The sequence below is a fragment of the Rhodococcus sp. NPDC079359 genome (assembly GCF_040702585.1).
In the GTDB taxonomy this organism is placed as follows: domain Bacteria; phylum Actinomycetota; class Actinomycetes; order Mycobacteriales; family Mycobacteriaceae; genus Rhodococcoides.
Genome location: NZ_JBFBLH010000001.1, coordinates 625910 through 648030, shown reverse-complemented (window position 1 = coordinate 648030; position 22121 = coordinate 625910). Strand labels below are relative to the sequence as shown.

At 65.7% G+C, this 22121-nt stretch carries 16 protein-coding genes; 10 read left to right on the top strand and 6 right to left on the bottom strand.

Annotated features, from left to right (window positions below; all coding sequences use genetic code 11):
- The first annotated feature begins 212 nt into the window (after positions 1-212).
- Both AB0362_RS03070 and AB0362_RS03065 read left to right on the top strand, forming a co-directional pair.
- A complete protein-coding gene (locus AB0362_RS03070) occupies positions 213-1019 on the top strand; it encodes a RecB family exonuclease (RefSeq protein ID WP_317784744.1) in 807 nt (268 codons plus the stop codon).
- Positions 1016-1828 (top strand): thioesterase family protein, encoded by an 813-nt coding sequence (locus AB0362_RS03065; RefSeq protein WP_317810360.1) that lies wholly within the window; start codon positions 1016-1018, stop codon positions 1826-1828. The genes AB0362_RS03070 and AB0362_RS03065 overlap by 4 nt, the downstream gene beginning before the upstream one ends.
- Before the next feature lie 48 nt (positions 1829-1876).
- Here the strand turns inward: AB0362_RS03065 and hisG are convergent, their stop codons facing one another.
- From hisG to metH, 4 genes are read right to left on the bottom strand one after another with little or no spacing between them, the layout of a single operon-like run.
- A complete protein-coding gene (gene hisG / locus AB0362_RS03060; protein ID WP_094642360.1) occupies positions 1877-2728 on the bottom strand; it encodes an ATP phosphoribosyltransferase in 852 nt (283 codons plus the stop codon).
- A gap of 47 nt (positions 2729-2775) precedes the next feature.
- Positions 2776-3039: a phosphoribosyl-ATP diphosphatase gene (locus tag AB0362_RS03055; RefSeq protein ID WP_032398466.1), complete on the bottom strand. Its 264-nt coding sequence runs from the start codon at positions 3037-3039 to the stop codon at positions 2776-2778.
- A 49-nt stretch (positions 3040-3088) separates the two neighbouring features.
- A complete protein-coding gene (locus tag AB0362_RS03050) occupies positions 3089-3757 on the bottom strand; it encodes an HAD family phosphatase (RefSeq protein WP_366234788.1) in 669 nt (222 codons plus the stop codon).
- Complete coding sequence (gene metH / locus AB0362_RS03045) at positions 3750-7319, bottom strand: methionine synthase (protein WP_300516517.1); 3570 nt, start codon at positions 7317-7319, stop codon at positions 3750-3752. Before metH ends, AB0362_RS03050 begins: the two co-directional genes overlap by 8 nt.
- Before the next feature lie 173 nt (positions 7320-7492).
- Between metH and AB0362_RS03040 the strand changes: the two genes are divergently transcribed.
- The 8 genes from AB0362_RS03040 (at position 7493) to AB0362_RS03005 (ending at position 20078) form a co-directional block, all read left to right on the top strand.
- Complete coding sequence (locus AB0362_RS03040; RefSeq protein ID WP_068050790.1) at positions 7493-8395, top strand: PAC2 family protein; 903 nt, start codon at positions 7493-7495, stop codon at positions 8393-8395.
- A gap of 100 nt (positions 8396-8495) precedes the next feature.
- Positions 8496-8843 (top strand): molybdopterin oxidoreductase, encoded by a 348-nt coding sequence (locus AB0362_RS03035; protein WP_300516514.1) that lies wholly within the window; start codon positions 8496-8498, stop codon positions 8841-8843.
- Positions 8843-11332: a nitrite reductase large subunit NirB gene (gene nirB, locus AB0362_RS03030; RefSeq protein WP_366234787.1), complete on the top strand. Its 2490-nt coding sequence runs from the start codon at positions 8843-8845 to the stop codon at positions 11330-11332. The genes AB0362_RS03035 and nirB overlap by 1 nt, the downstream gene beginning before the upstream one ends.
- A complete protein-coding gene (locus AB0362_RS03025; protein WP_366234786.1) occupies positions 11329-11628 on the top strand; it encodes a Rieske 2Fe-2S domain-containing protein in 300 nt (99 codons plus the stop codon). The genes nirB and AB0362_RS03025 overlap by 4 nt, the downstream gene beginning before the upstream one ends.
- A 79-nt stretch (positions 11629-11707) precedes the next feature.
- The gene (locus AB0362_RS03020) at positions 11708-13231 is read left to right on the top strand and encodes a TIGR02677 family protein (protein WP_317784711.1); all 1524 of its coding nucleotides are present in this window, start codon (positions 11708-11710) and stop codon (positions 13229-13231) included.
- Positions 13228-14661, top strand: coding sequence for a DUF2398 family protein (locus tag AB0362_RS03015; protein WP_317784710.1), 1434 nt, complete (start codon positions 13228-13230; stop codon positions 14659-14661). The genes AB0362_RS03020 and AB0362_RS03015 overlap by 4 nt, the downstream gene beginning before the upstream one ends.
- Before the next feature lie 4 nt (positions 14662-14665).
- On the top strand, positions 14666-18850 hold the full coding sequence (locus tag AB0362_RS03010; RefSeq protein ID WP_366234785.1) for a TIGR02680 family protein: 4185 nt from the start codon (positions 14666-14668) through the stop codon (positions 18848-18850).
- Positions 18840-20078, top strand: a complete 1239-nt coding sequence (locus AB0362_RS03005; RefSeq protein ID WP_366234784.1) for a DUF2399 domain-containing protein — start codon at positions 18840-18842, stop codon at positions 20076-20078. Before AB0362_RS03010 ends, AB0362_RS03005 begins: the two co-directional genes overlap by 11 nt.
- Here AB0362_RS03005 and mshC read toward each other — a convergent pair.
- Entirely contained in the window at positions 20075-21316 is a 1242-nt protein-coding gene (mshC, locus tag AB0362_RS03000; protein ID WP_366234783.1) for a cysteine--1-D-myo-inosityl 2-amino-2-deoxy-alpha-D-glucopyranoside ligase, read from the bottom strand. The two genes, AB0362_RS03005 and mshC, sit on opposite strands and share 4 nt — an antisense overlap.
- A 24-nt stretch (positions 21317-21340) precedes the next feature.
- Entirely contained in the window at positions 21341-22114 is a 774-nt protein-coding gene (locus tag AB0362_RS02995) for an SCO1664 family protein (RefSeq protein WP_269594231.1), read from the bottom strand.
- Between the last annotated feature and the right edge of the window lie 7 nt (positions 22115-22121).

Genomic DNA, 22121 nt, shown 5'->3' with positions numbered 1-22121 from the left:
GTAGCTCTGTTCGGTGCCCGACCTGTTGCGGTCCGACACCCGGGACGACTCGACGTGCCAGACTACGGCCTTGACCGAAGATGTCGGACCAACGGCATAGGGTCGCAGTCGTGAGTATTTCCGCGTCGACGCCCGTCGACTTGCCTCTACTCGATCTCGGCGACAGCGAGCAGACGTCGCCGGCGACGTCCGGCTCCCGCAGTACACCGGCGTTGTCGCCTTCGCGCGCAGGTGATTTCAAGCAGTGCCCACTCCTCTATCGCCTGCGTGCCGTCGACCGGATTCCCGAGGTCTCCACCGAAGCTCAGGTGAAGGGAACTGTGGTGCATGCCGCATTGGAGGCCCTGTACGCGTTGCCCGCACAGGATCGTGTTCCGGCCACTGCGCGAGAACTCGTCGATCCTGCGTGGGAGCGAGTGGTCGCTCGGTCACCCGACATCGAGAGTCTGGTTCCGGCGGACGAAAGACCGGCGTTTCTCGACCGGGCTCGCGCGCTGGTCGCCGGATACTACGAGCTCGAAGACCCCACTCGATTCGAGCCCGAGTCCTGCGAACAGCGCGTGGAGGTAGTGCTGGACGACGGTACGCCGCTGCGCGGATTCATCGATCGGATCGACGTGGCACCGAACGGGATGATCCGCGTCGTCGACTACAAGACCGGCCGGGCACCGCGAGAGTTCACCGAGTCCAAGGCGCTGTTCCAGATGAAGTTCTACGCGTTGATGATCATGCGGATGCGCGGAGTCGTTCCGGCACAACTGAAGTTGATGTACCTCTCCGACAAGCAGGAGCTGACCTACACCCCGGACGAGGGCGAGTTGCGGAGGTTCGAGCGCATGCTCTCGGCCATCTGGAAAGCGATTCTGGCTGCGGGCGAGACCGGCGATTTCCGCGCCAAACGGGGCGCGTTGTGCAAGTGGTGCGACCACCAGGCGCTGTGTCCGGAATTCGGTGGTACTCCCCCGGCGTATCCGGGTTGGCCCACGGCCGCTGCCGAATCGGCGGGCGCCGAGCTGTGACGGTTCCGAACGCCTTCTTCGTTCCCGCCGGTGTCGGCAGCGAAGGCCACGAGCGGGTCACCGCTACCGAGCACACCGTCAGCCTGTGGGCACCGACGATGCAACACGGCGCTCCGCCGTCGGCCCTGTTGGTCCGGGCGCTCGAGCGAGTCGACGCCAGGGAGGACACCCGTATCAGTCGCGTAGCCGTCGACATCCTCGGACCGGTTCCGGTCGGGGACATCGAGATCCGGTCATGGACGGAGCGTCCCGGTGCCAATATCGAGCTCGTCGTCGCGGAACTCTGGGCGGACGGCACGTCGGGAACTGCGCGGGCGGTGGCCCGCGGCAGCGCATGGCGATTGCGCACCACGCCGACCGACGACGTTGCACACTCCGGGGATCCGGTGATGCGACCGGTGAGCGACGGTGTCGATTACACCTTCGGTGGCACCTGGTCGTCGGGTTATCTCGACGCCGTCGAGTTCAGGACTCTCACCGGACTCGGCGAGCCGGGGCCGGGCCAGGTGTGGGCAAGGCCCAGACCCGTTCTGGTGCAGGGTGAATCGATGACTCCGTTGGAGAGACTGTTCTCGATCGCCGACATCGCCAACGGAATCGGAGCCAAGCTCCCGATCGACGAATGGACGTTCCTGAACACCGATCTGACCGTGCACGTGTTCCGCGTGCCGCAGGGAGATTGGATCGGGGTGTCCGCCGAGACCTCCACCGGGCCGGACGGAATCGCAATGTGCGCGGGCACCCTCAGCGACGAACGAGGACCTGTCGGTCGCATCGCTCAGACGGTGTTGGTTCGACGTCGCAGCTGACGTCTCGTCCGATCGAGACGTCAGCGCTGTGACGACATGAATTCGGATTCAGAACGCGCGGCAGGACCTGATGTCGGAGGCGAGGATCGCCTTGGCACCGAGATCGGCGAGCTGGTCCATGACGTTGTTGTGGACCTTACGAGAGACCATGGCGCGCACGGCAACCCAGTTGTCGTCGACCATCGGCGCCAGGGTGGGCGATTCGATTCCAGGAGTGATCTTGACGGCCTCGTCGAGGATCGACTTGGGGCAGTCGTAATCGAGCATCAGGTACTGCTGCGCGAAGACGACGCCCTGTACGCGGGCGATGAGTTGCTTGCGTGCGGAGTCGGTGCCCGGGGTGCCTGCTCGTTCGATCAAGACGCCCTCGGAATCGCACAGAGATTCGCCGAATGCCACGAGGTTGTTCTGACGCAGTGAGCGACCCGACTCCACGACGTCGGCGATCGCGTCGGCGACCCCGAGCTGGATGGAGATCTCCACTGCACCGTCGAGGCGGATGACCGTTGCTTCGAGTCCTCTGGCGGCCAGATCCTTGCGCACCAGGTTGGGATAGGACGTCGCGATGCGCAATCCGCCCAGATCCTCGGGTGCCCACTCCTTGCCCGCGGGTGCGGCATAGCGGAAGGTCGATCGGCCGAATCCGAGTGCCAGCCGCTCTTCGACAGCAGCACCCGAATCGAGAGCCAGGTCGCGTCCGGTGATGCCCAGATCCAGCTGCCCGGATCCGACGTAGATCGCGATGTCCTTGGGTCGCAGAAAGAAGAATTCGACGCCGTTCGCCGGATCGAGAACCGTCAGGTCCTTGGAATCGCTTCGGCGTCGGTAGCCGGCTTCACTGAGAATCTCGGCGGCGGACTCGGAGAGAGCGCCCTTGTTGGGTACGGCTACGCGCAGCATGGAGTTTTCCTTGTTCGACGAGTTCGTGAGCGACATGCGGATCGAACTCACAGATGTTTGTAGACGTCCTCGAGTTCGAGGCCTCTACCCACCATCATCACCTGGACCCAGTAGAGCAGCTGCGAGATCTCCTCGGCGAGTGCCTCGTCGCTCTCGTGCTCGGCGGCGATCCACACTTCACCGGCTTCTTCGAGGACCTTCTTGCCCTGGAAATGAACTCCCGCGTCCAACGCTGCTACGGTGCCCGAACCCTCGGGGCGGGTCTTCGAGCGGTCGGTGAGCTCGGCGAACAGCGAATCGAAAGTCTTCACGGATGGATATTCTTTCACGTCGTCGCTCGGGGGTACGAATCGGTCGAGATCAGGATGCCCAGGCTCGTCGCACCTCGTCGGCGGTCAATCCGACGAGACCATCGCGGATGGTGTACCCCGGTGCGGCCTGCACCGCGATTTCGGACGGAACCACCAGCACCGGACAACCGGCGGTGTGCGCCGACAGCGAGCCGGTGGGCGAATCCTCGACCGCAAGGCACGAGGCTGCGTCGAGTCCGAGCAACGCTGCACCACGCAGGTACGGGGCCGGGTGCGGTTTGCCTGCCTCGACCTCGTCGCCGGTGACCGTGATGTCGAAGTACTCGCGCCCCAGGGTATCCAGAGCTCGCTCGACCAGACCCCGCTCGGTGTTGGTGACCAACCCGGTGGACAGACCCATCTCGCGCACGAGCGCAAGAGCGTCCTTGGCACCGGGTCGCCACGGAATCCCCTCGGCGAACAGGTCTCCAACGCGGGCCGTCAGCCACTCGCGGCCCTCGACCAGGCGCTCGTCGGTGACCTCGACCCCGGCATTCGCCAAGACCTTCCGCAGTGCATCCCACATCGAGTTGCCGAGGGTGCTTTCACGCACCTCCGCGCTGAGTTCCGTTCCCAGTGAGCGGGAGTACTCACCGATGGCGACGTCCCAGATCTTCTCCGAGTCGAGCAGTGTGCCGTCCATGTCCCACAGGACACCCTGCAGGTGGGTTCTAGACATTGAAGTACTTGGCCTCCGGGTGATGAAGTACGAACGCATCGGTCGACTGTTCGGGGTGTAGCTGCAGTTCCTCGGAGAGCTTCACGCCGATTCGCTCGGGTTCCAGAAGTGCGGCGAGCTTGATGCGGTCCTCGAGATCGGGGCATGCGCCGTAGCCGAACGAGTAACGCGCACCACGATATTCGAGTTTGAAGAAGCCCTCGGCCTCGGTGGGATCCTCCGAGGCGACGGAATTGCCGTCGGAGAGCTTCAGTTCCTCGCGTACCCTGCGGTGCCAGTACTCGGCCAGGGCTTCGGTGAGCTGAACGCCGATTCCGTGGACCTCGAGGTAGTCGCGGTACGAGTCGGCGGCGAACAGCTCGTTGGCGAAGTCCGCGATGGGCTGGCCCATCGTCACCAGGTTCATCGGCAGAACATCGACCTTGCCCGATTCCCGTGCCGCCGAACGTGACCGAACGAAGTCCGATATGCAGAGGAAACGGTCGCGGTGCTGCCGTGGGAAAGTGAACCGAAAGCGTTCGGGCGCATCGGGTTCGGGTTCGGTGAGCACGACGACGTCGTCGCCCTCCGAGACCGCCGGGAAGTACCCGTACACCAATGCCGCGTGTGCGAGGATGCCGTCGGTGCTCAGTCGATCGAGCCAATACCGCAGGCGCGGTTTGCCTTCCGATTCCACCAGGTCCTCGTACGTGGCACCTTCGCCCTTGCGGGCACCGCGCAGACCCCATTGCCCCAGGAACAGGGCCCGCTCGTCGAGCAGCCCCGAGTACTCCGACAGTGATACGCCCTTGACGATGCGCGTGCCCCAGAACGGCGGCACCGGGATGTCGATGTCGGCAGCGACATCGGATCGTTCGGGCACGACCACCGGCGCTTCGGCGGCCTTGCGCTTCTCGGCGATGCGCTTGGACCGCTCGTGGCGTTCCTTGCGCTCGGCCGTCTTGGCCTTCGCAGCGAGTGCCTCGGGGCTGTCCGGGGCCGGTCCGCCACCACGCTTGGTGGTCATGATGGTGTCCATCAACCGCAGGCCCTCGAACGCGTCGCGCGCATAGTGCACGTCACCTTCGTAGACATCCTGCAGATCGTTCTCGACATACGACCGGGTCAGCGCCGCACCGCCGAGCAGAACCGGGAATTGCTCTGCCACGCCGCGGGAGTTGAGTTCGATCAGGTTGTCCTTCATGACCACCGTCGACTTCACCAGCAGTCCGGACATGCCGATCACATCGGCGCGCTTGTCGATCGCGGCTTCCAGAATGGTCGAAATCGGTTGCTTGATACCGAGATTGACCACCTCGTACCCGTTGTTGCTCAGAATGATGTCGACGAGGTTCTTACCGATGTCGTGCACATCGCCCTTGACGGTACCGAGCACGATGCGACCCTTGCCGTCGTCGTCGGTCGCTTCCATGTGCGGTTCGAGATACGCCACAGCAGCCTTCATCACCTCGGCGGAGGCGAGCACGAACGGCAGCTGCATCTGACCTGAGCCGAACAGCTCGCCCACGGTCTTCATCCCCGAGAGCAAGGTCTCGTTGATGATTTCCAGCGGCGGCTTCTCGGCCATCGCGGCGTCGAGATCGACGTCGAGGCCGTTGCGTTCGCCGTCGACGATGCGTCGTTCGAGGCGCTCGAACAGCGGCAAACGGCCGAGTTCCTCGGCGCGAGATTCACGCGCCGACGCCGCGGAGACCCCCTCGAAGAGCTGCATGAGCTTCTGCAGCGGGTCGTAGCCCTCGCTGCGGCGGTCGTACACCAGATCGAGGGCCGTCTCGCGCTGCTCGTCGGGAATCTTGTTCATCGGCAGGATCTTCGACGCGTGCACGATGGCGGTGTCGAGGCCGGCCTGTGTGCACTCGTGCAGGAACACCGAGTTCAGCACCTGGCGTGCAGCGGGATTGAGGCCGAACGAGATGTTCGACAGCCCGAGGGTGGTGTGCACCTTCGGGTACTTCTCCTTGAGCTGCCGGATCGCCTCGATGGTCTCGATGCCGTCGCGTCGCACCTCTTCCTGGCCCGTGGAGATCGGGAAGGTGAGGGTGTCGACGATGATGTCCTCGTGGCGCAGGCCCCAGTTCTCGGTGATGTCGGTGATCAACCGGTCTGCGACGCGCACCTTCCACTCGGCCGTCCGCGCCTGTCCCTCTTCGTCGATGGTCAACGCAACGACGGCGGCGCCGTGCTCCTTGACCAGACGCATGATCTTCTGGAATCGCGAGTCGGGTCCGTCGCCGTCCTCGTAGTTGACCGAGTTGACCGCGCTGCGGCCACCGAGGTGCTCCAAACCTGCTTCGAGAACGGCAGGTTCGGTGGAGTCGAGCATGATCGGCAGGGTCGACGCCGTCGCCAGTCGGCTGGCCAGCGCGGCCATGTCCGCGGCGCCGTCGCGGCCGACGTAGTCGACGTTGAGGTCGAGCATGTGCGCGCCGTCGCGGGTCTGGTCCTTGGCGATGTCGAGGCACTTCTCGTAATCCTCGGCGAGCATCGCGTCGCGAAATGCTTTGGACCCGTTGGAGTTGGTGCGCTCACCGATCATCAGGATGCTGGCATCCTGCTCGAACGGAACGGCGGTGTAGAGCGAGGAGACGCCCGGCTCGGGCGCGGGCTGCCGTTCGAGTTTCGTTGCCCCGTGCACCATGTCGGCAACCTGGCGGATGTGCTCGGGCGTGGTGCCACAGCAACCGCCCACCAGAGCCAACCCGTACTCGCTGACGAAACCGCTCAGGGCCTCGGCCAATTCGGGAGCGGTCAGTGGGTACTCGGCCCCTTTCGCGCCCAGGGTGGGCAGGCCGGCATTGGGCATCACCGACACCGGAAGACGCGAATGCTTGGACAGATGGCGCAGGTGCTCGCTCATCTCGGCCGGGCCGGTCGCACAGTTGAGCCCGATCATGTCGATACCGAGGGGTTCGAGTGCCGTCAGTGCGGCACCGATCTCGCTGCCGACGAGCATCGCGCCCGTCGTCTCGACGGTGACGTGGGTGATGATCGGGATGCGGACGCCCAGCTTGTCCATCGCGTGTTGGCTGCCGATGATCGCGGCCTTGACCTGTAGCAAGTCCTGGCAGGTCTCGACCAGGATGGCGTCGGCACCGCCGTCGATCATGCCGAGGGCGGCTTCGGTGTACGCGTCGCGCAGTCGGGCGAAGGGAGCGTGGCCGAGCGTGGGGAGCTTGGTACCGGGGCCCATGGAACCCAACACGAAGCGGCCCATCCCGTCGCGGCCCGGGCCCATCTCGTCGGCGGTCTCACGCGCGAGCCGGGTGCCTTTCTCGGCCAACTCGCGGATGCGGTCCTCGATGTCGTAATCGGCCAGGTTGGGCAGATTGCAGCCGAAGGTGTTGGTCTCGACGGCGTCCGCACCGGCCGCGAAGTACTCGCGGTGAATCTCACGCAGCACGTCGGGCCTGGTGGCATTCAGGATTTCGTTGCATCCCTCCAGACCGAGAAAGTCGTCGAGAGTGAGGTCGGCGTCCTGGAGCATCGTGCCCATCGCTCCGTCGCCGATGACAACACGACGTGAAATCGCATCGAGCAGACTGGGCTTGTGTTGAGCGGGCATCACTACAGAGTAGTGGGCACCGAAGTTACGTCGGGTCGTAGGCTGTCGTGGTGAGTCCCCGAAACCTCGATGGCCAGTCCCCGATCGACGACGGAAACGAAAATACGGACATTTCAGGTGCCGGATCGGATGTGCCTCTGGATACTGCATTGATCGAGGCCGTCCACGATGCTGTGGCCAATGCCACAGACCTCGACGATCTCGACGATCTCGACGACGTCATTCCCGAGTTGCGCTCCCCGATCCTGGTCGCTGCCTTCGAGGGCTGGAACGACGCGGGAGATGCGGCCAGCGGCGCGATCGAGCATCTGGAGCTGATCTGGGACGCGAGCCCGCTGGCCGAACTGGACTCGGAGGACTACTACGACTACCAGGTCAACCGCCCGACGGTCCGGCAGGTGGACGGTGTCACGCGCGAGATCGAGTGGCCCTCGACTCGGCTGTCGGTGTGTTCGCCTCCCGGCAGCTCGCGCGATGTGGTGCTGCTACGCGGCATCGAGCCGAACATGCGCTGGCGCAGTTTCTGCGACGACCTCCTCGAATTCGTCGAACAGCTCGGCGTCGAGACCGTGGTGATCCTGGGCGCACTGCTGGCGGACACTCCCCACACCAGACCCGTTCCGGTGACCGGCACCGCCTACAGCACCGAATCGGCCGAACAGTTCAACCTGGAACAGACTCGCTACGAGGGACCGACCGGGATCACCGGTGTGCTGCAGGACGAGTGCGTCAAGGCCGGGGTGCCTGCGGTCTCCTTCTGGGCTGCGGTCCCGCACTACGTCTCCCAGCCGCCCAACCCCAAGGCCACCGTGGCGCTGCTGCAGCGGGTCGAGGACGTGCTCGACATCGAGGTACCGCTCGGCGAACTGCCCACCCAGGCCGAGGAATGGGAAGAGGCGGTGACCGAGATGACGAAGGAAGACGAGGAGATCAGCGAATACGTCCGCAGCCTCGAGGAACGCGGCGACGCCGAGGTGGACATGTCCGATGCGATCGCCAAGATCGACGGCGACGCCATCGCGGCCGAATTCGAGAAGTACCTGAGGCGACGCGGTCCGGGCAACTTCGGGCTCTGATCGACCGCACAGGAGGAGCCGGGGGCCGGTGAGGTCTTTCTGATCCCGACGTAACGTCACCGCAGCGGTGACGTCACCCCGACCCCGCAACCTCGTGGGTATGGCCAGCACACCGCGATTCCTGCAAGGCGTCTTCTCGTTCACCGGACACGGTCTGGACAAGCCCGAGCTGATCGATCCCAGCCTCAGCTTCGTCGTCCCCGAGGGTGCGACGGCTCAGCCGCTGTACTTTCGCGGCGGGAATTCGAGCGACGAGCTGGTGGTCGTGACCTTGCTGCGCGACGGCAGTCCGATGCGCATGTTCCCGATGGGTGCCAAGAGCGGGGTGAACATTCCGCTGCGGGTGGTCGAGGACGTCGATCCCGACACGGTGCTCGAATTGGTCGTCGCCGCCCCTGCCGGAACCAGCGGAGAGGTCGTCGTCGATTTCGGTCTGGTGCTGATCTGATGACCGCGGGCAAGCAGCGGCTGTTGGTGGTCGGTAACGGGATGGCCGGTGCCAGGGCGGTCGAGGAAATCATCAAACGCGGCGGCAGTTCGTCGTTCGAGATCACCATGATCGGCGACGAGCCGTACGGCAACTACAACCGAATCATGCTCTCGCACGTGTTGTCCGGCGAGGCCACCGTCGACGACGAGGACCTGATCCTCAACCCGATGAGCTGGTACAGCGAGAACGGCGTCACGCTGCACGCCGGAGACCGCGCGATCTCACTCGACCGGTTCTCCAAGACCGTCGTCTGCGAGAGCGGTCGGTCCGTCGACTACGACGTGCTGATCATCGCCACCGGCAGCAACACGTTCTTCCCCAACATGGACGGTCTCCGCGAGTCCGACGGCAGGCTGGCGCGCGGCGTGTTCGGCTTCCGCACCATCGCCGACACCAACGGCATGCTGCAGATGGCTCAGTCGCGTGACGACGTCTGCGCCGTCGTCATCGGCGGCGGTCTGCTCGGACTCGAAGCCGCATACGGCTTGCGCACGCAGGGCCTGGAAGTGAACGTGGTGCACTCCCCCGGTCACCTGATGAATCAGCAGCTCGACGAGCGTGGCGGCCGCGTACTGCGTAACAAGATCGAGTCACTCGGCGTCGGCGTGCACACCTCCAAGCGAACCACCTCGGTGTTGCGCTCCGAGGACGGCGTCGTCACCGGCGTGGGGTTCAACGACGGCACCTCGCTCGCCGCTGACATGGTGGTGGTCACCGCGGGCATTCGTCCCAGCGTCGATTTCGCTCGCGCCGGCGGACTTGTGATCGAACGCGGAATCGTCGTCGACGACCAATTACGTTGCGAGGACGAGGGTTCCATCTATGCCGTCGGTGAATGCTGCCAACACCGCGGCGAGGTCTACGGCCTCGTCGCTCCGCTGTGGGAGCAGGCCGTCGTGTTGGCAGACGTGCTCACCGGAGCCGATCCCACTGCGGCGTACCACGGTTCGCGTCTGACCACCAAGCTCAAGGTCGCCGGTGTCGACGTGGCCTCGATGGGGATCACCGCCCCCGAACGCGACGACGACGAGTTCGTCCAGTTCTACGAGCCGCGCAGCGGTACGTACAAGTCGGTGATCGTGCGGAACAACAAACTCGTCGGTGCCACCCTGCTGGGCGACATCTCCAAGGCCAACTTCCTCACCCAGGCGTTCGACGAGAAAGTGCCGTTGCCCGACGAGCGCATCAGCATGCTCTTCGACATGGGAACCCCCTCTGCGGCAACAGGAGCCGCCGAATTGGCCGACGATGTCCAGGTGTGCAACTGCAACGGCGTCACCAAGGGAGCCATCGTGGCCTGCGTACACGCAGGCGCGAAGAACCTCGGCGACGTGACCGCGAAGACCCGGGCGGGCAAGGGGTGCGGATCGTGCAAGGGACTGGTGAAGGACATCATCGCGTGTGCAGCAGGCGGTGCCGTCGAGGCCGACCCGACCGCAGACTGGTACGTGCCGTGTATTCCGATGACCAAGCCGGAGCTGATCGACGCGATTCGCGCGCAGGATCTCCGGGCGGTGTCTGCGGTCTTCGCCGCGTTGGCGACCGGCGGAGCGGAGGATGCCGCGGCCAAGATGCCGTTGGCGTCGTTGCTGCGGACGGTGTGGGGCCCGGACTGGGTGGACGAGCGCGGCGCGCTGTTTATCAACGACCGAGTCCACGCCAACATCCAGCGGGACGGCACATTCTCGGTGGTGCCGCAGATGAAGGGTGGCGTCACCACCCCGGATCAGTTGCGCAAGATCGCCGACGTCGCGGACAAGTACCACGTTCCGCTGGTCAAGGTCACCGGCGGTCAGCGTATCGACCTCCTCGGCATCAAGAAGGAAGACCTGCCGAAGGTGTGGGGCGATCTGGACATGCCCTCCGGCTTCGCCTACGGCAAGAGCATGCGCACGGTGAAGACCTGCGTCGGCAGCGACTTCTGTCGCTTCGGCCTCGGCGACTCGACGGCACTTGGCATCGCCCTCGAAGAACGGTTCCAGGGCTTGGAGACCCCGGCGAAGTTGAAGCTCGCGGTCGCGGGCTGCCCGCGCAACTGCTCGGAGGCACTGTGCAAGGACTTCGGCGTCGTCTCGGTGGGTGAGGACAAATGGGAGATCTACGTCGGAGGTGCAGCCGGTGCACACATCCGCAAGGGCGATCTACTGGCCACCGTGACGGGGTCCGAGGAGGTTCTGACCGTGGCAGGCAGGTTCATTCAGCATTACCGTGAGAACGCCCAGTGGCTCGAGCGAACGTACGCGTGGGTTCCGCGTGTCGGTCTCGAAGAACTGCAGAGCGTGCTGATCGACGACCGCGACGGCATCGTCGCCGGACTCGACGAACGAATGCAGGCATCGGTGGACGGGTACATCGACCCGTGGCAGGACCGCGCCGCACCGAAGTCACCCGCCCAGTTCACCCCATCGCTGCCCCTGCTCCCGCTGCCACAGGTACCTGTCCGATGAGCGTGCCGGTCGGGGCCGTGGAGGACCTGACGCCCGGCGAGGGACGGGCCTACGTGGTGGACGGCAAACAGGTGGCGGTGTTCCTGCTCGGTGACGGCTCGGTCCGGGCGATGGATGCCGTGTGCCCGCACAAGGGCGGACCGCTGGCAGACGGTCAGATCGACGGATCCATCGTCGTGTGTCCGCTGCACCAGTACACCTTCTCGCTCGACGACGGCACCTGCCCCAGCGGCATCGACTCGGTGCGCACCTACCCCGCCGCAGTGGTGGACGGAAAAGTGACCGTCGAGCTGTAACCGGCACGGTTGAACGACCGACACCGCTGCACCGCCTGGTCGTTTCGCAGGCTCCACTCCTACCCCCTACCCTGTTCCAGTGAGCGAATCAGGCGAGGACGCACGGCAGGGTGTCGTGAATGCGTTCGTGGAGGAAGATCGCCTCGGTCTCTTCTCGTTCGCCGTTGCCGAGAAGCGCTCCGAGTACCTGGCTGTTCTCCGGGCATTCGACACCGCACGAGCCAACTACGTCGTCCTGCTGCACTCCGGAGACGTCGCCGACCTCATCGCACGCAGCTCCGGGCGTCACGAAGCGCTGAGCACCCTCGACATCGCGCCTCTGCTCGATCAGCTCCACGCCTGGGGCCTGCTCGAACGCAGCTACGACGGCACCCGCGCCGCCACCCTCGCCGAGTACCGCAACCGTCACTTCGTCTACCAGTTCGGCCAAGCCGGCTACAAGGCCTACCGAGCGGTCGAGGACGTGCTCGGGGCCCGCCTGGACGACGCCGCACTGTCGCGGCTGGTGCTGCCCGAGCTACTGGCCGACATGCACGAGCTGGCCGAGGCGAACCGTCAGGCCGACGGCGATCGCATCTACCGCAAGCTCAGTCGACTCGATTCGACGTTGTCGGAGATGGCGACCCGCGCCGCCCACTTCTACCTGGTGCTCGGCGACCTCGTGCGCACCACCGAGATCACGCCGGAGTCGTTCCTGGTCCACAAGGACGCCCTGCTGACGCACATGCGTGAATTCAGCTCCGACCTGACCCGCTACGCACCGAAGCTCGCCGAGGCGATAGCACTCGTCGAGAGCACCGGAATCGAGGAACTCGTCGAGCGAGCCGCGATCAGCGACGAACGAGTCTTTCTCACTGTCGCCGAACGCCGCGCCGACTGGACCGATCGCTGGGCCGGTCTCTCGCACTGGTTCGTCTCGGCCGAGTCCGAACTCAGCGAGTCCGAGCGACTCCGCGAGGGCACGATGAGCGCGATCGCCGCCGTGCTGTCGCTGTTGCGCCGGGTCACCGAGACCCGCAAGGGCGGAGTCAGTCGCGAGAGCCAATTGCGCCACCTGGCCGGTTGGTTCGCTGCCGCACCGACCGAAGACAGCGCGCACGCTCTGTTCCATGCCGTGTTCGGCCTGGGCAGACCGCGGCATCTGTCGATGGTGCATCCCGACGCCGACATCATCCCGACATCCCGATCGTGGTGGGAGGCACCTCCGGTCGAGATCTCGCGCACCCTGGCCGAGACCGGACGCACCCCGACCCCCGGTGTTCCGGGACGGGTGCAGCGCAACGACGGCGGCATCAGACGGCTTCGCGAGCAGCAACTCGAGTCGCAGCGATCACGCAGTGCCGCAGCGCAGTCGCTTGCCTCCGCCGGAATCCACGACCGGATTCTCGACGAGCAGGAAACCGAGGTGCTGTTGAGTCTGTTGAATGCTGCGTTGACCGCCCGGGTACGCGTGAGCGGACGCACCACCGACTCGTCCGGATCGGACAGCGGCGTACGCCTGACACTCAGCGACAGCGACCGTTCGACGATCGTGCGGACCAGCAGAGGCCGGCTGCATCTGGACCGCCTCGCGCTCGAGGTCAGCGAGGTGGCACGCCGATGAGAGCTCGCGAGATCTCCACCCTCGCACTGGATTCCTACCAGCGGGCCGCCCGGGTTGCGCTGTCGAATCACCTGGTGACCACGACGTACCCCGATCGGATCGCGCTGCCACTGCTGCGCAGATGGGCCACCGAGTTGCGCGAGGATCTGCTCGAGCTGTTCGGGTATCGCCTCGAGGTCACCGAGACCACGGCTCGCCTGTTCCCGGTGATCGACGCACTCGACGACAGTCAACCCGCGCGAACGCCCACCGACCGAATCTTCGACCGCCGCAGGTACGCGTACCTGGCGTTGGCGCTGGCGGCACTCGGCCGGGCGGGCAACCAGATCACCCTGTCCGAACTCGCCGATCATGTTGCAGCAGAGGCGAGTCAGGTCGACGGTGTCGAGCTGACAACCGACCGGGCAAGCGACCGAGACGCGTTCGTCGACGCGATCGGGTGGCTCGCGACACGCGGGGCCATCGCGTTGGCCGACGGTGACGCGAGCGGCTGGGCGAACAACCCGTCCGCGGGCGAGGCGCTCTACGACATCGACCGTCCCGTCGTCGTTGCCATGTTCAGGCCGCCCCGCGCCGTGCAGCATCTGCGATCGATTCGCGGTTTGCTGGCCGGCTCGGACGCCGCGATCGACCCCGAGGAATCCGATGCGGGACAGACCGATTCCGGGCGTGAGGCAGATCCGAAGGAAACGCTGCGTGCGGTACGCCGTGCGTTGGTGGAGCAACCGGTGGTCTATTTCGACGATGTCGACCCGGACGGCCGCACGGCCCTCGCCGCGTCGCGCACCGTTGCCGACGTCGAGTTGCTGACCGGCCTCGTCGCCGAGCGTCGCGCCGAGGGAGTGGCCCTCATCGACACCTCGGGACGACTCTCGGACTACCGATTCCCCAGCACCGGAACCATTGCCCAGGTCGCATTGCTGATCGCGGGCGAGATCTCGGACCGGGTGATCGATCCGGATGCACCCGCGCTGGCGACCTACCCCCTTCCCGACGGTGACGCCCTGATCGAGCAGTTGGACGGTGCAATTCCCGACGGTGGAGTCTTCGGTGATCTCGCAGAATTCGGGTTCGGTTCCGATGCAGGGACATTAGACGATGCGGTGGGCAAGAAGCAGTATCCGCTGATCGAGGACAGTTGGTTGGTCTCGGTGGTCGACGATCTCGTCGAACGGTTCGGTCGTACGTTCGCCGCGCAGTGGCAGACCGATCGCGACGGCCTGCGGCTCCGAGCGATCGCGATGCTGCATCGACTTCGATTGATACACAGCGTGTCCGGCGGCGTGCTGGTGCTGCCGGTGATCGCGCGCTACCGCGACGTGATGGTCAGCGTGCGCGATCGGACCCCGCAGGATTCGCTGTTCGGTACCGAACAGTCCCCCAGTACCGACCAGTCAAGCAGCACCGATCCGTCCGAAGTAGAGGCTTGAGTAGATGACCGCACACTCGTCACGTTTCCGGCCGACGCGAGCAGGGATCGTCAACCTGTGGGACTACCGTGATCAGGAGTTCTCCTTCGCCGACGGTCGTCTGGTGTTGCGTGGGCCCAACGGTTCCGGCAAGACCAAGGCTCTCGAAGTGCTGTTCCCGTTCGTCCTCGACGGTCGTATCGAACCGCGCCGGCTCAATCCGTTCGCCGGAGAAGAGCGGACGATGAAGTCGAATCTTCTCTACCGAGGGCAGGAAAGCGCGCACTCGTACGTATGGATGGAGTTCGGCCGCGGGTCACGCGAGGACCCCGAATCGGTGACGGTCGGAATCGGTATGCGGGCGAGCCGCCACAACGACAAGGTGACCCGCTGGTACTTCGTGGCCGACGGCCGAGTGGGCGTCGACTTCTCGTTGTTGGGATCCGACGACCGTCCGTTGACGAAGAAGCAACTTGCGGAGCAGCTGGGCACCGACGCGTTGACCGATCGCCCGGTGGACTATCGCGCCGCGATCGACGCCCGCATGTTCGGGCTCGGGGCGCAGCGCTACGACCAGTTGATCAATCTCATTCTGACACTTCGCCGTCCACAGTTGGCCAAGAACCTCGACCCGAAGGGGCTCTCGCAGGCGTTGACCGACGGCCTGCGTCCGTTGGACGAGCAGCTGGTGCTCGAAGCAGCGCGCTCCTTCAGCGACATGGAAGAGGTGGGCCGGGCGCTCGAAGGACTGGCGCAGGCCGATCACGCCGCCAAGAACTTCGTCTCGGTGTACTCCAAATACCTTCGGGTGCAGACCCGTTCGGATGTCGAGCAGGTCTCGCGCCGGCTCGAGGCGGTCACGCATGCGACCACCGCACACTTCGCCGCTGCCGCTCTGAGGGACCGACGTCTGCTCGAACGTGCGGCTGCGGAAACCCGATTCGACGAGGCCGAACGCGCACTGGATCAGGCCGTCGCAGACCGCGAGACCCTACAGCGCTCGAGCGCGTACGAGGGCAAGCAGCAACTCGACGATCTGGCCGAATCCGCTGCGAAACTGGAGATCTCGACCGCCCAGCAGGCCGACCGCGCCCGCAAGGCTCGAGTAGAACTGGAGCAGCGCACCACCGAAGCGGCTCGGGCCGATTCCGCACACCGGGATTCCGTTGCCGGGGTCACCCGCGCCGAGGAGGAACTGCAGACTGCAGCCGAGGACGCGGGGATCGTCTGGACACCACTGCCGGGAACGGCCCGTAGCGACCAGATCAGCACCGCGCTGCGTGGCCACGCCGAGGAACGCGACGGCGACGTGCGGGCGGTTCGCGAGGCGCTGGGAACCGTCGAGAAGGCGTCGACGGAACGCGCTCGTGCAGAGAAGTCCGCGTCGAAGGCCAGAGAGATGCTCGAGGCCGCGTCGGCTGCGGTCACCGAGGCCGAGGCGACCGTGGACCTGGAGAAGGCGCAGGTCGCTTCGGGACTGCGAGCCTGGTGGTCGAACAATTCGGCGCTCTACTCTGCTGCGGGCATCACCTCCGCCGCGTTCGAGGCCCTCGACGCGGCGTTGGCACACGTCGGCGACGACGACGCCCCGAGCCTGGAATCGGTGCTGGCCGAACAGACCGCGGACGGTATCGACGCGCTTCGTGCCCGGCAGGCACAGGCCCGCGTGAACGTATCGACCCGCACGGCCGAGCTGAACGCGCTGCGCGACGAACTGTCCCTGGTGCGGGCCCAGCACGATGACGCGCCGCCGCCGTTCGCCGCGCGGACCGACTCGCGTGCGGATCTGTCGGGAGCGCCACTGTGGCAGCTGGTTCGGTTCGCGGATTCGGTCTCCCCTGCCGACGCCGCCGGAATCGAATCCGCGCTGCAGGCGGCGAATCTGCTCGACGGCTGGATCCATCCGATCGCGGATTTACCCGTCGACTCGAACTCGGAGCAGTATCTGTCGCCGCTGCCGGAGGCCTCGAGGCCGACCGGGACCACGTTGGCGTCCGTCCTCGAACCCGAGCCCGGCACCGCCGTATCGGAATCGCGCATACTCGACGTGCTGAATTCGGTTGCACTGCAACAGGACCAGAGCGCAGTCTCCGGCGGTGCCGTCTCGGTGGGCGTCGACGGTCGGTACTGGCAGGGTGTGCAGCAGGGTCGCCACACCAAGGCCGATGCCGAGTACATCGGTGCGACGGCGCGGGCTCGTCGGCGTGAGCAACGCATCGCCGAGCTCGGTGCCGCGATCGATACCGCAACGGCCGCGCTGGAGACCGCGACGGCCGACGAACGATCTGCGCGCGAATCGGTGCAGGCACTGGGTGCGGCCGCCAAGCAGCTCCCCCGGGTCTCGGCCATCGTGAGAGCGCAACGCGCCGTCACCGCTGCCGCTGGAGCGCTACGCACCTCCACGGAGGGTGCTGCCGCGGCGGACCGTGAGTTCGACCAGGCGATCGCAGACCTGTCGGCGAAGGAGAAGCAGCTGCGCACCGTCGCCGTGGCTCACCGCACCCCCCACATCGGTCGCGACATCGATGCCCTCGCCGCTGCGATTCGTCATTTCGAGCATCAGGGCTCGGTGGTGATCCGCAAGCGTGGCGATCACACGCGCGAAGCAGAACGCGCCCGCGAAGCAACCAACCGGCTCGAAGAGGCGACCGGCCTGGCCGAGGAGCTCGCCGAGGAAGCGGCGATAGCCGAAGAGAACTACCGACAGCAGGTGCAACGGCTCGAGCTCCTGAGCGAGAAGCTCGGTGCCACCGCCGAACAGATCGACACCGATCTCGAGAACGCACGCGAACGCATCGAGAAATGCCGCGCCGAGCAGCGGGCCGCGCGCAAAGCGGACAAGGAAGCCGGCGAAGCGATCGGCAAGGCCGAGGGTGCCTGCAACACAGCGCTGGAAAGCCTGCGCGGTGCCGTCACCGAAACCCTGGGCGACGCCGTGCGGCTGGCGCCCTACGCTCGCAAGGACCTGCTCGGCATCCTCGGTGTCCACGAGGCGTACGCCTGGCCGGCCAGTGATTCTGCCTGGTTGACCGTGGAGCAGATTCTGTATCGAGTTCAGCAGGCCGACGGTCCCGACGACGAGGTTCCGGTACTACCGCCGGTCGTGAGCGCACTGCATTCGGCACTCGACGCAGCGACGGCGTCGGTGAAAGTCAGTGACTCGAGCCGCAAGTCGACCCGGACGGCGCTGACGAGTGCGCTGCAGGAGTTCGACTCGCAACTCGCCGCATCGGGTCAGGACTACCGTTTGCAGTGGGATGCGCCGGACGGTTTGACCGTCGTACGAGTTCAGGACGAGCAGGGCTATTCGTCGGTCGGAGATTTCGCCGACCGCATCGGTGCGGCGAGGGCCGATCAGGAGTTGCTGCTGACCGAGCAGGAGCGCCGAATACTCGAAGATGCACTGCTGACCGGCCTGGCGCAGCAGATTCACGAGCGCACCGTCGACGCACGCGAGCTGATCGCCCAGATGTCTGCGGAGATGAAGCAGCGCCGCATGTCGTCGGGCAACACGATCGGTGTGCACTGGGTGCTCGCGGACAACCTCGACGACGGGGCCCGGGCGGTGTCCAAACTGCTCGACCGTGACGCCTCGGCGTTGAACCAGGACGATCTGGCCGCGATGCGCGCCCACTTCGCGTCGGAGATCAGGATCGCTCGCGCGGCGCATCCGGAACGGTCCTACCCCGAGATCCTGTCCATTACACTGGACTATCGCCGCTGGCGCGTGTTCGCCTTCACACTCATCAGCGGCGACGGCAACGAGGATCGTCTCACCGTCGCACGCCACAGTGCGCTCTCGGGCGGTGAGCAATCGGTGTCGCTGCACCTGCCGCTGTTCGCCGCGGCGCACGTGATGCTGTCCTCCGCCGATCCACATTCACCTCGGCTGCTGGCGCTGGACGAGGCGTTCGCCGGTGTCGACGACAACGGCCGCAGCGAATTGCTCGGCCTGAGTGTGCAATTCGATCTCGACCTGTTCATGACCGGATACGACCTGTGGATCACCTACGGGGACGTCCCCGGCTGCGCGCACTACGACCTGGCGCATTCGACGGCCGAGAACACCGTCAGCGCAGCACTTCTGGTGTGGGAGAACGGCGAACTGTTCGCCGAACACGACGGTACCGACCTCGCTGCCGCACTCGGTTCACCGCTGACGCGTCGTGTGCCGACCCGAACCGAAGGTGGGCTGGAGTTTGAACGGTAACAGCGAATGGCGCGGTAGCGCGGAACTGGATGCGTTGCTCGATGCGGCACGAAAGAAGTTGGAGTCCAACTGGCTTCGCGTCGGCGGCAACATCACCGTCGATCTGAGCGACGCCCAGGAGCTGTGGCGTCTGTGCAGCGCGATCTCTCGGTCCAACTCCAGTCTGCATTCTCGGGCGCGCAGCACAAGGCTCGACCTCGAGCGGTTCGACGCATGGTTGAGCCATCCACTCAACGGCGGGCTCGGACTGATCGACACCCTCACGCGGCAGGCCCCGTTGCAGGACAAGAAACGGATCGCCGCCGACAAGGCTCAGGTGCGTGCCGATGCACTCGATCGGGCCAGGGAGGTGCTCGGCGGCGGCACCGACCGAGAATGGATCGAGCACTGGATCGCATCGTTGCTCAACCAGGACGGCACCCTCGGCGGCCGCGTCGCGGTCGACGCGCTCGAGGTGGCCACGAAGGTCCTCGCAATGCTGCCGGTGGACGGAATGGAGCTCACGAAGCTTGCGGACCAGGCATGCGGGGACACCAAGGCGCTCTCGGCCGGCGGTGCCCCGAAACTTGTTCTGGATGCACTGTCGTTGCGCGAGAACGTCCCTCGGCCCGTCGATCCGGTCGGTATCAGGGCGCTGTGGGAGACCGCGGGTGTGTCGGTCGACGCAGTGTCCAGCCGGGTGCTGGTGCTCGGCTACCGAGTCGACGAGACCCACACGGTGGCGGGGTGGCTGAACCAGGCTGCCGACGAGGGCATCCCCTTCCCCGTCACCGTGAACATGCTCATGCGCGGGACGCTCACTAACACCTCATCCACGGTGTTTGTCTGCGAGAACGCCGCCGTGCTCTCTACCGCAGCCCGGATCCTCGGCTCGAACTGCGCGAGCCTGATCTGCACGGACGGCCAACCCTCCGCAGCGGTACACCGACTGCTGGCCTCCCGCGCACCCGGCACCACGATTCGCTGGCGTGCCGACTTCGACTGGGCCGGACTGCACATGGTGAAACGAGCACTCTCCCGGTACGACGCGGTGCCGTGGCGCATGGACGTCGACTCCTATCGACATGCGCTCGACGCACGAAATTCCGAACCGCTGAAGGGCCATCCGACGGACAGTCCGTGGGACACGGAACTGGCTGTCGCCCTGCGTGACTCGGGCCGGGCAGTCATGGAGGAACGACTCGTCCCGGATCTGTTGATGGATCTGCGAGCCGGGGATTCGTCCTAACGCAGCGGAACTCCGAGCAACGCGTCGACTGCATCGGCGAAGGCGGCGGGTGCACCCGCATCCGATCCGCCGCGCTCGACTGCGAAACTCGCCCACGCGTCGAGCGCATCGAGGGCCTTGGGGGTGTCCAGATCGTCGGCCAGATGCTGCCGCAACCGATTGATCACATCGTCGGCCGACGCTGCGTTCTCGAGCGCAGCGGCCCGACGCCACAGTGCGAGCCGAGTGTGAGCCCGTTCGAGAACCTCGTCGGACCACGGCCGATCCTGCCGGTAGTGCCCGGCCAGCAGACCGAGTCGCACGGCTGCGGGGTCGACGTTCTCGGCCCGGAGCTTGGAGACGAACACCAGATTGCCGCGGCTCTTGGACATCTTCTCGCCGTCGAGCCCGATCATTCCGGTGTGCACGTAGTGCCGCGCGAAACGCGGATCACCGGTCGCCGCCTCCGCGTGGGCGGCCGAGAATTCGTGGTGCGGGAAGATGAGATCGCTTCCGCCGCCCTGGATGTCGAAGCCGGTACCGATGCGGTTGAGCGCGATCGCCGCGCATTCGATGTGCCACCCGGGCCTGCCGGGACCCCACGGCGACGGCCACGACGGCTCGCCCGGCCGAACCGCGCGCCAGAGCAACGCATCGAGCGGATCCCCCTTACCGACCCGATCGGGGTCACCTCCGCGTTCGGCGAAGAACGTGTCCATCGTGGCGCGGTCGTAGCCGGACTCGTAACCGAACTGCTCGGTGGCATCGGCACGGAAGTACACATCCGGGTACTCGGCATCGTCGACGACGTACGCGGCACCGGACGCGACGAGCTTGCCCACCAGTTCGACGACCTCGTCGACGGACTCGACGGCGCCGATGTAGTCGCGCGGAGGGAGCACGCGCAGCGCTTCCATGTCGGCACGGAAGAGCTCGATCTCACGCGCTCCCAGATCGCGCCAGTCCTCACCGTCGCGGTCGGCGCGCTCGAACAGTGGGTCGTCGACATCGGTGACGTTCTGGACGTAATGCACGTCCAGGCCCGCGTCTCGCCACAGTCGGTTGATCAGGTCGAACGTCAGATACGTCGCTGCGTGTCCGAGGTGGGTGGCGTCGTACGGGGTAATTCCACAGACGTACATCCGAGCCGTCGAACCCGGGGTGACGGGTCGAACCTGACGGTCTGCGGTATCGAACAATCGAAGCGCTGGACCCTGTCCTGGAATTGTCGGGATCTCCGGGCTCGACCAAGAATGCATGCAACCGAGCCTATCCGAGCCCGATCAGAAGGCGGGCCAGGGTATGGGTCTGCTCGAGCGCGGCTCCGGCATGACCGGCCGCGCGATCAGCGCCTGCGCCCGATCGAGAACCGCGACCGTTTCGGTCAGGGTGATCTTGTCGACCAATCGTGGTGCGATGACCGCGTCGAACGTCTCGACGAACCGCACGACGTCGGTCATCAACGCGTCGTCCACCGCCTGGCCTGCCCACCCCCACAGCACAGTGCGCAGCTTGTTCTCGGCGTGCAGGCAGATACCGTGATCGACTCCGTACACGTAGCCGTCCAGACCTTCGAGGGCGTGCCCGCCCTTGCGATCGGCGTTGTTGAGGATCACGTCGAGAACCGCCATCCGCTGCAGTCGCGGATCGTCGGCGTGGATCAGCGCGATCTCCTCGCCCTCGCCGTCGTACGCCTGCAGTACCGGAATCCATCCAGCCGGTACGAGATCGGGACGGCAGATATCGACGAGGTCGACGCGTCCCTCGGCATGATCGTCGGGCGTATCGATCCACTTCTGCACCATGCCGGGACCGAACGGCCCGTCGCGCAGAACCGTCGGCGGGATGACTCCCCAACCGAGGGCCTCGGAGATTTCGTAGGATGCCACTTCGCGGCCCGCGAGAGTGCCGTCCGGAAAATCCCACAGCGGAACTTCCCCGCGAACGGGTTTGTACACGCACCGCACGGCCGAGTCGCCCTCGCCCGCCTCGCACACCAGCGTGGCGTTGCTGGCCGACACCACCCGACCGACGATCGTCAGGTCGCCGGTCTCCATGGTTTCG

Excerpts from the sequence above, each read along its gene's own strand:
- hisG (WP_094642360.1), bottom strand. The coding sequence starts at position 2,728 with ATGCTGCGCGTAGCCGTACCCAACAAGGGCGCTCTCTCCGAGTCCGCC.
- AB0362_RS03050 (WP_366234788.1), bottom strand. The coding sequence starts at position 3,757 with ATGTCTAGAACCCACCTGCAGGGTGTCCTGTGGGACATGGACGGCACA.
- metH (WP_300516517.1), bottom strand. The coding sequence starts at position 7,319 with ATGCCCGCTCAACACAAGCCCAGTCTGCTCGATGCGATTTCACGTCGT.
- AB0362_RS03035 (WP_300516514.1), top strand. The coding sequence starts at position 8,496 with ATGGCCAGCACACCGCGATTCCTGCAAGGCGTCTTCTCGTTCACCGGA.
- nirB (WP_366234787.1), top strand. The coding sequence starts at position 8,843 with ATGACCGCGGGCAAGCAGCGGCTGTTGGTGGTCGGTAACGGGATGGCC.
- AB0362_RS03025 (WP_366234786.1), top strand. The coding sequence starts at position 11,329 with ATGAGCGTGCCGGTCGGGGCCGTGGAGGACCTGACGCCCGGCGAGGGA.
- AB0362_RS03015 (WP_317784710.1), top strand. The coding sequence starts at position 13,228 with ATGAGAGCTCGCGAGATCTCCACCCTCGCACTGGATTCCTACCAGCGG.
- AB0362_RS03010 (WP_366234785.1), top strand. The coding sequence starts at position 14,666 with ATGACCGCACACTCGTCACGTTTCCGGCCGACGCGAGCAGGGATCGTC.
- mshC (WP_366234783.1), bottom strand. The coding sequence starts at position 21,316 with ATGCATTCTTGGTCGAGCCCGGAGATCCCGACAATTCCAGGACAGGGT.
- AB0362_RS02995 (WP_269594231.1), bottom strand. The coding sequence starts at position 22,114 with ATGGAGACCGGCGACCTGACGATCGTCGGTCGGGTGGTGTCGGCCAGC.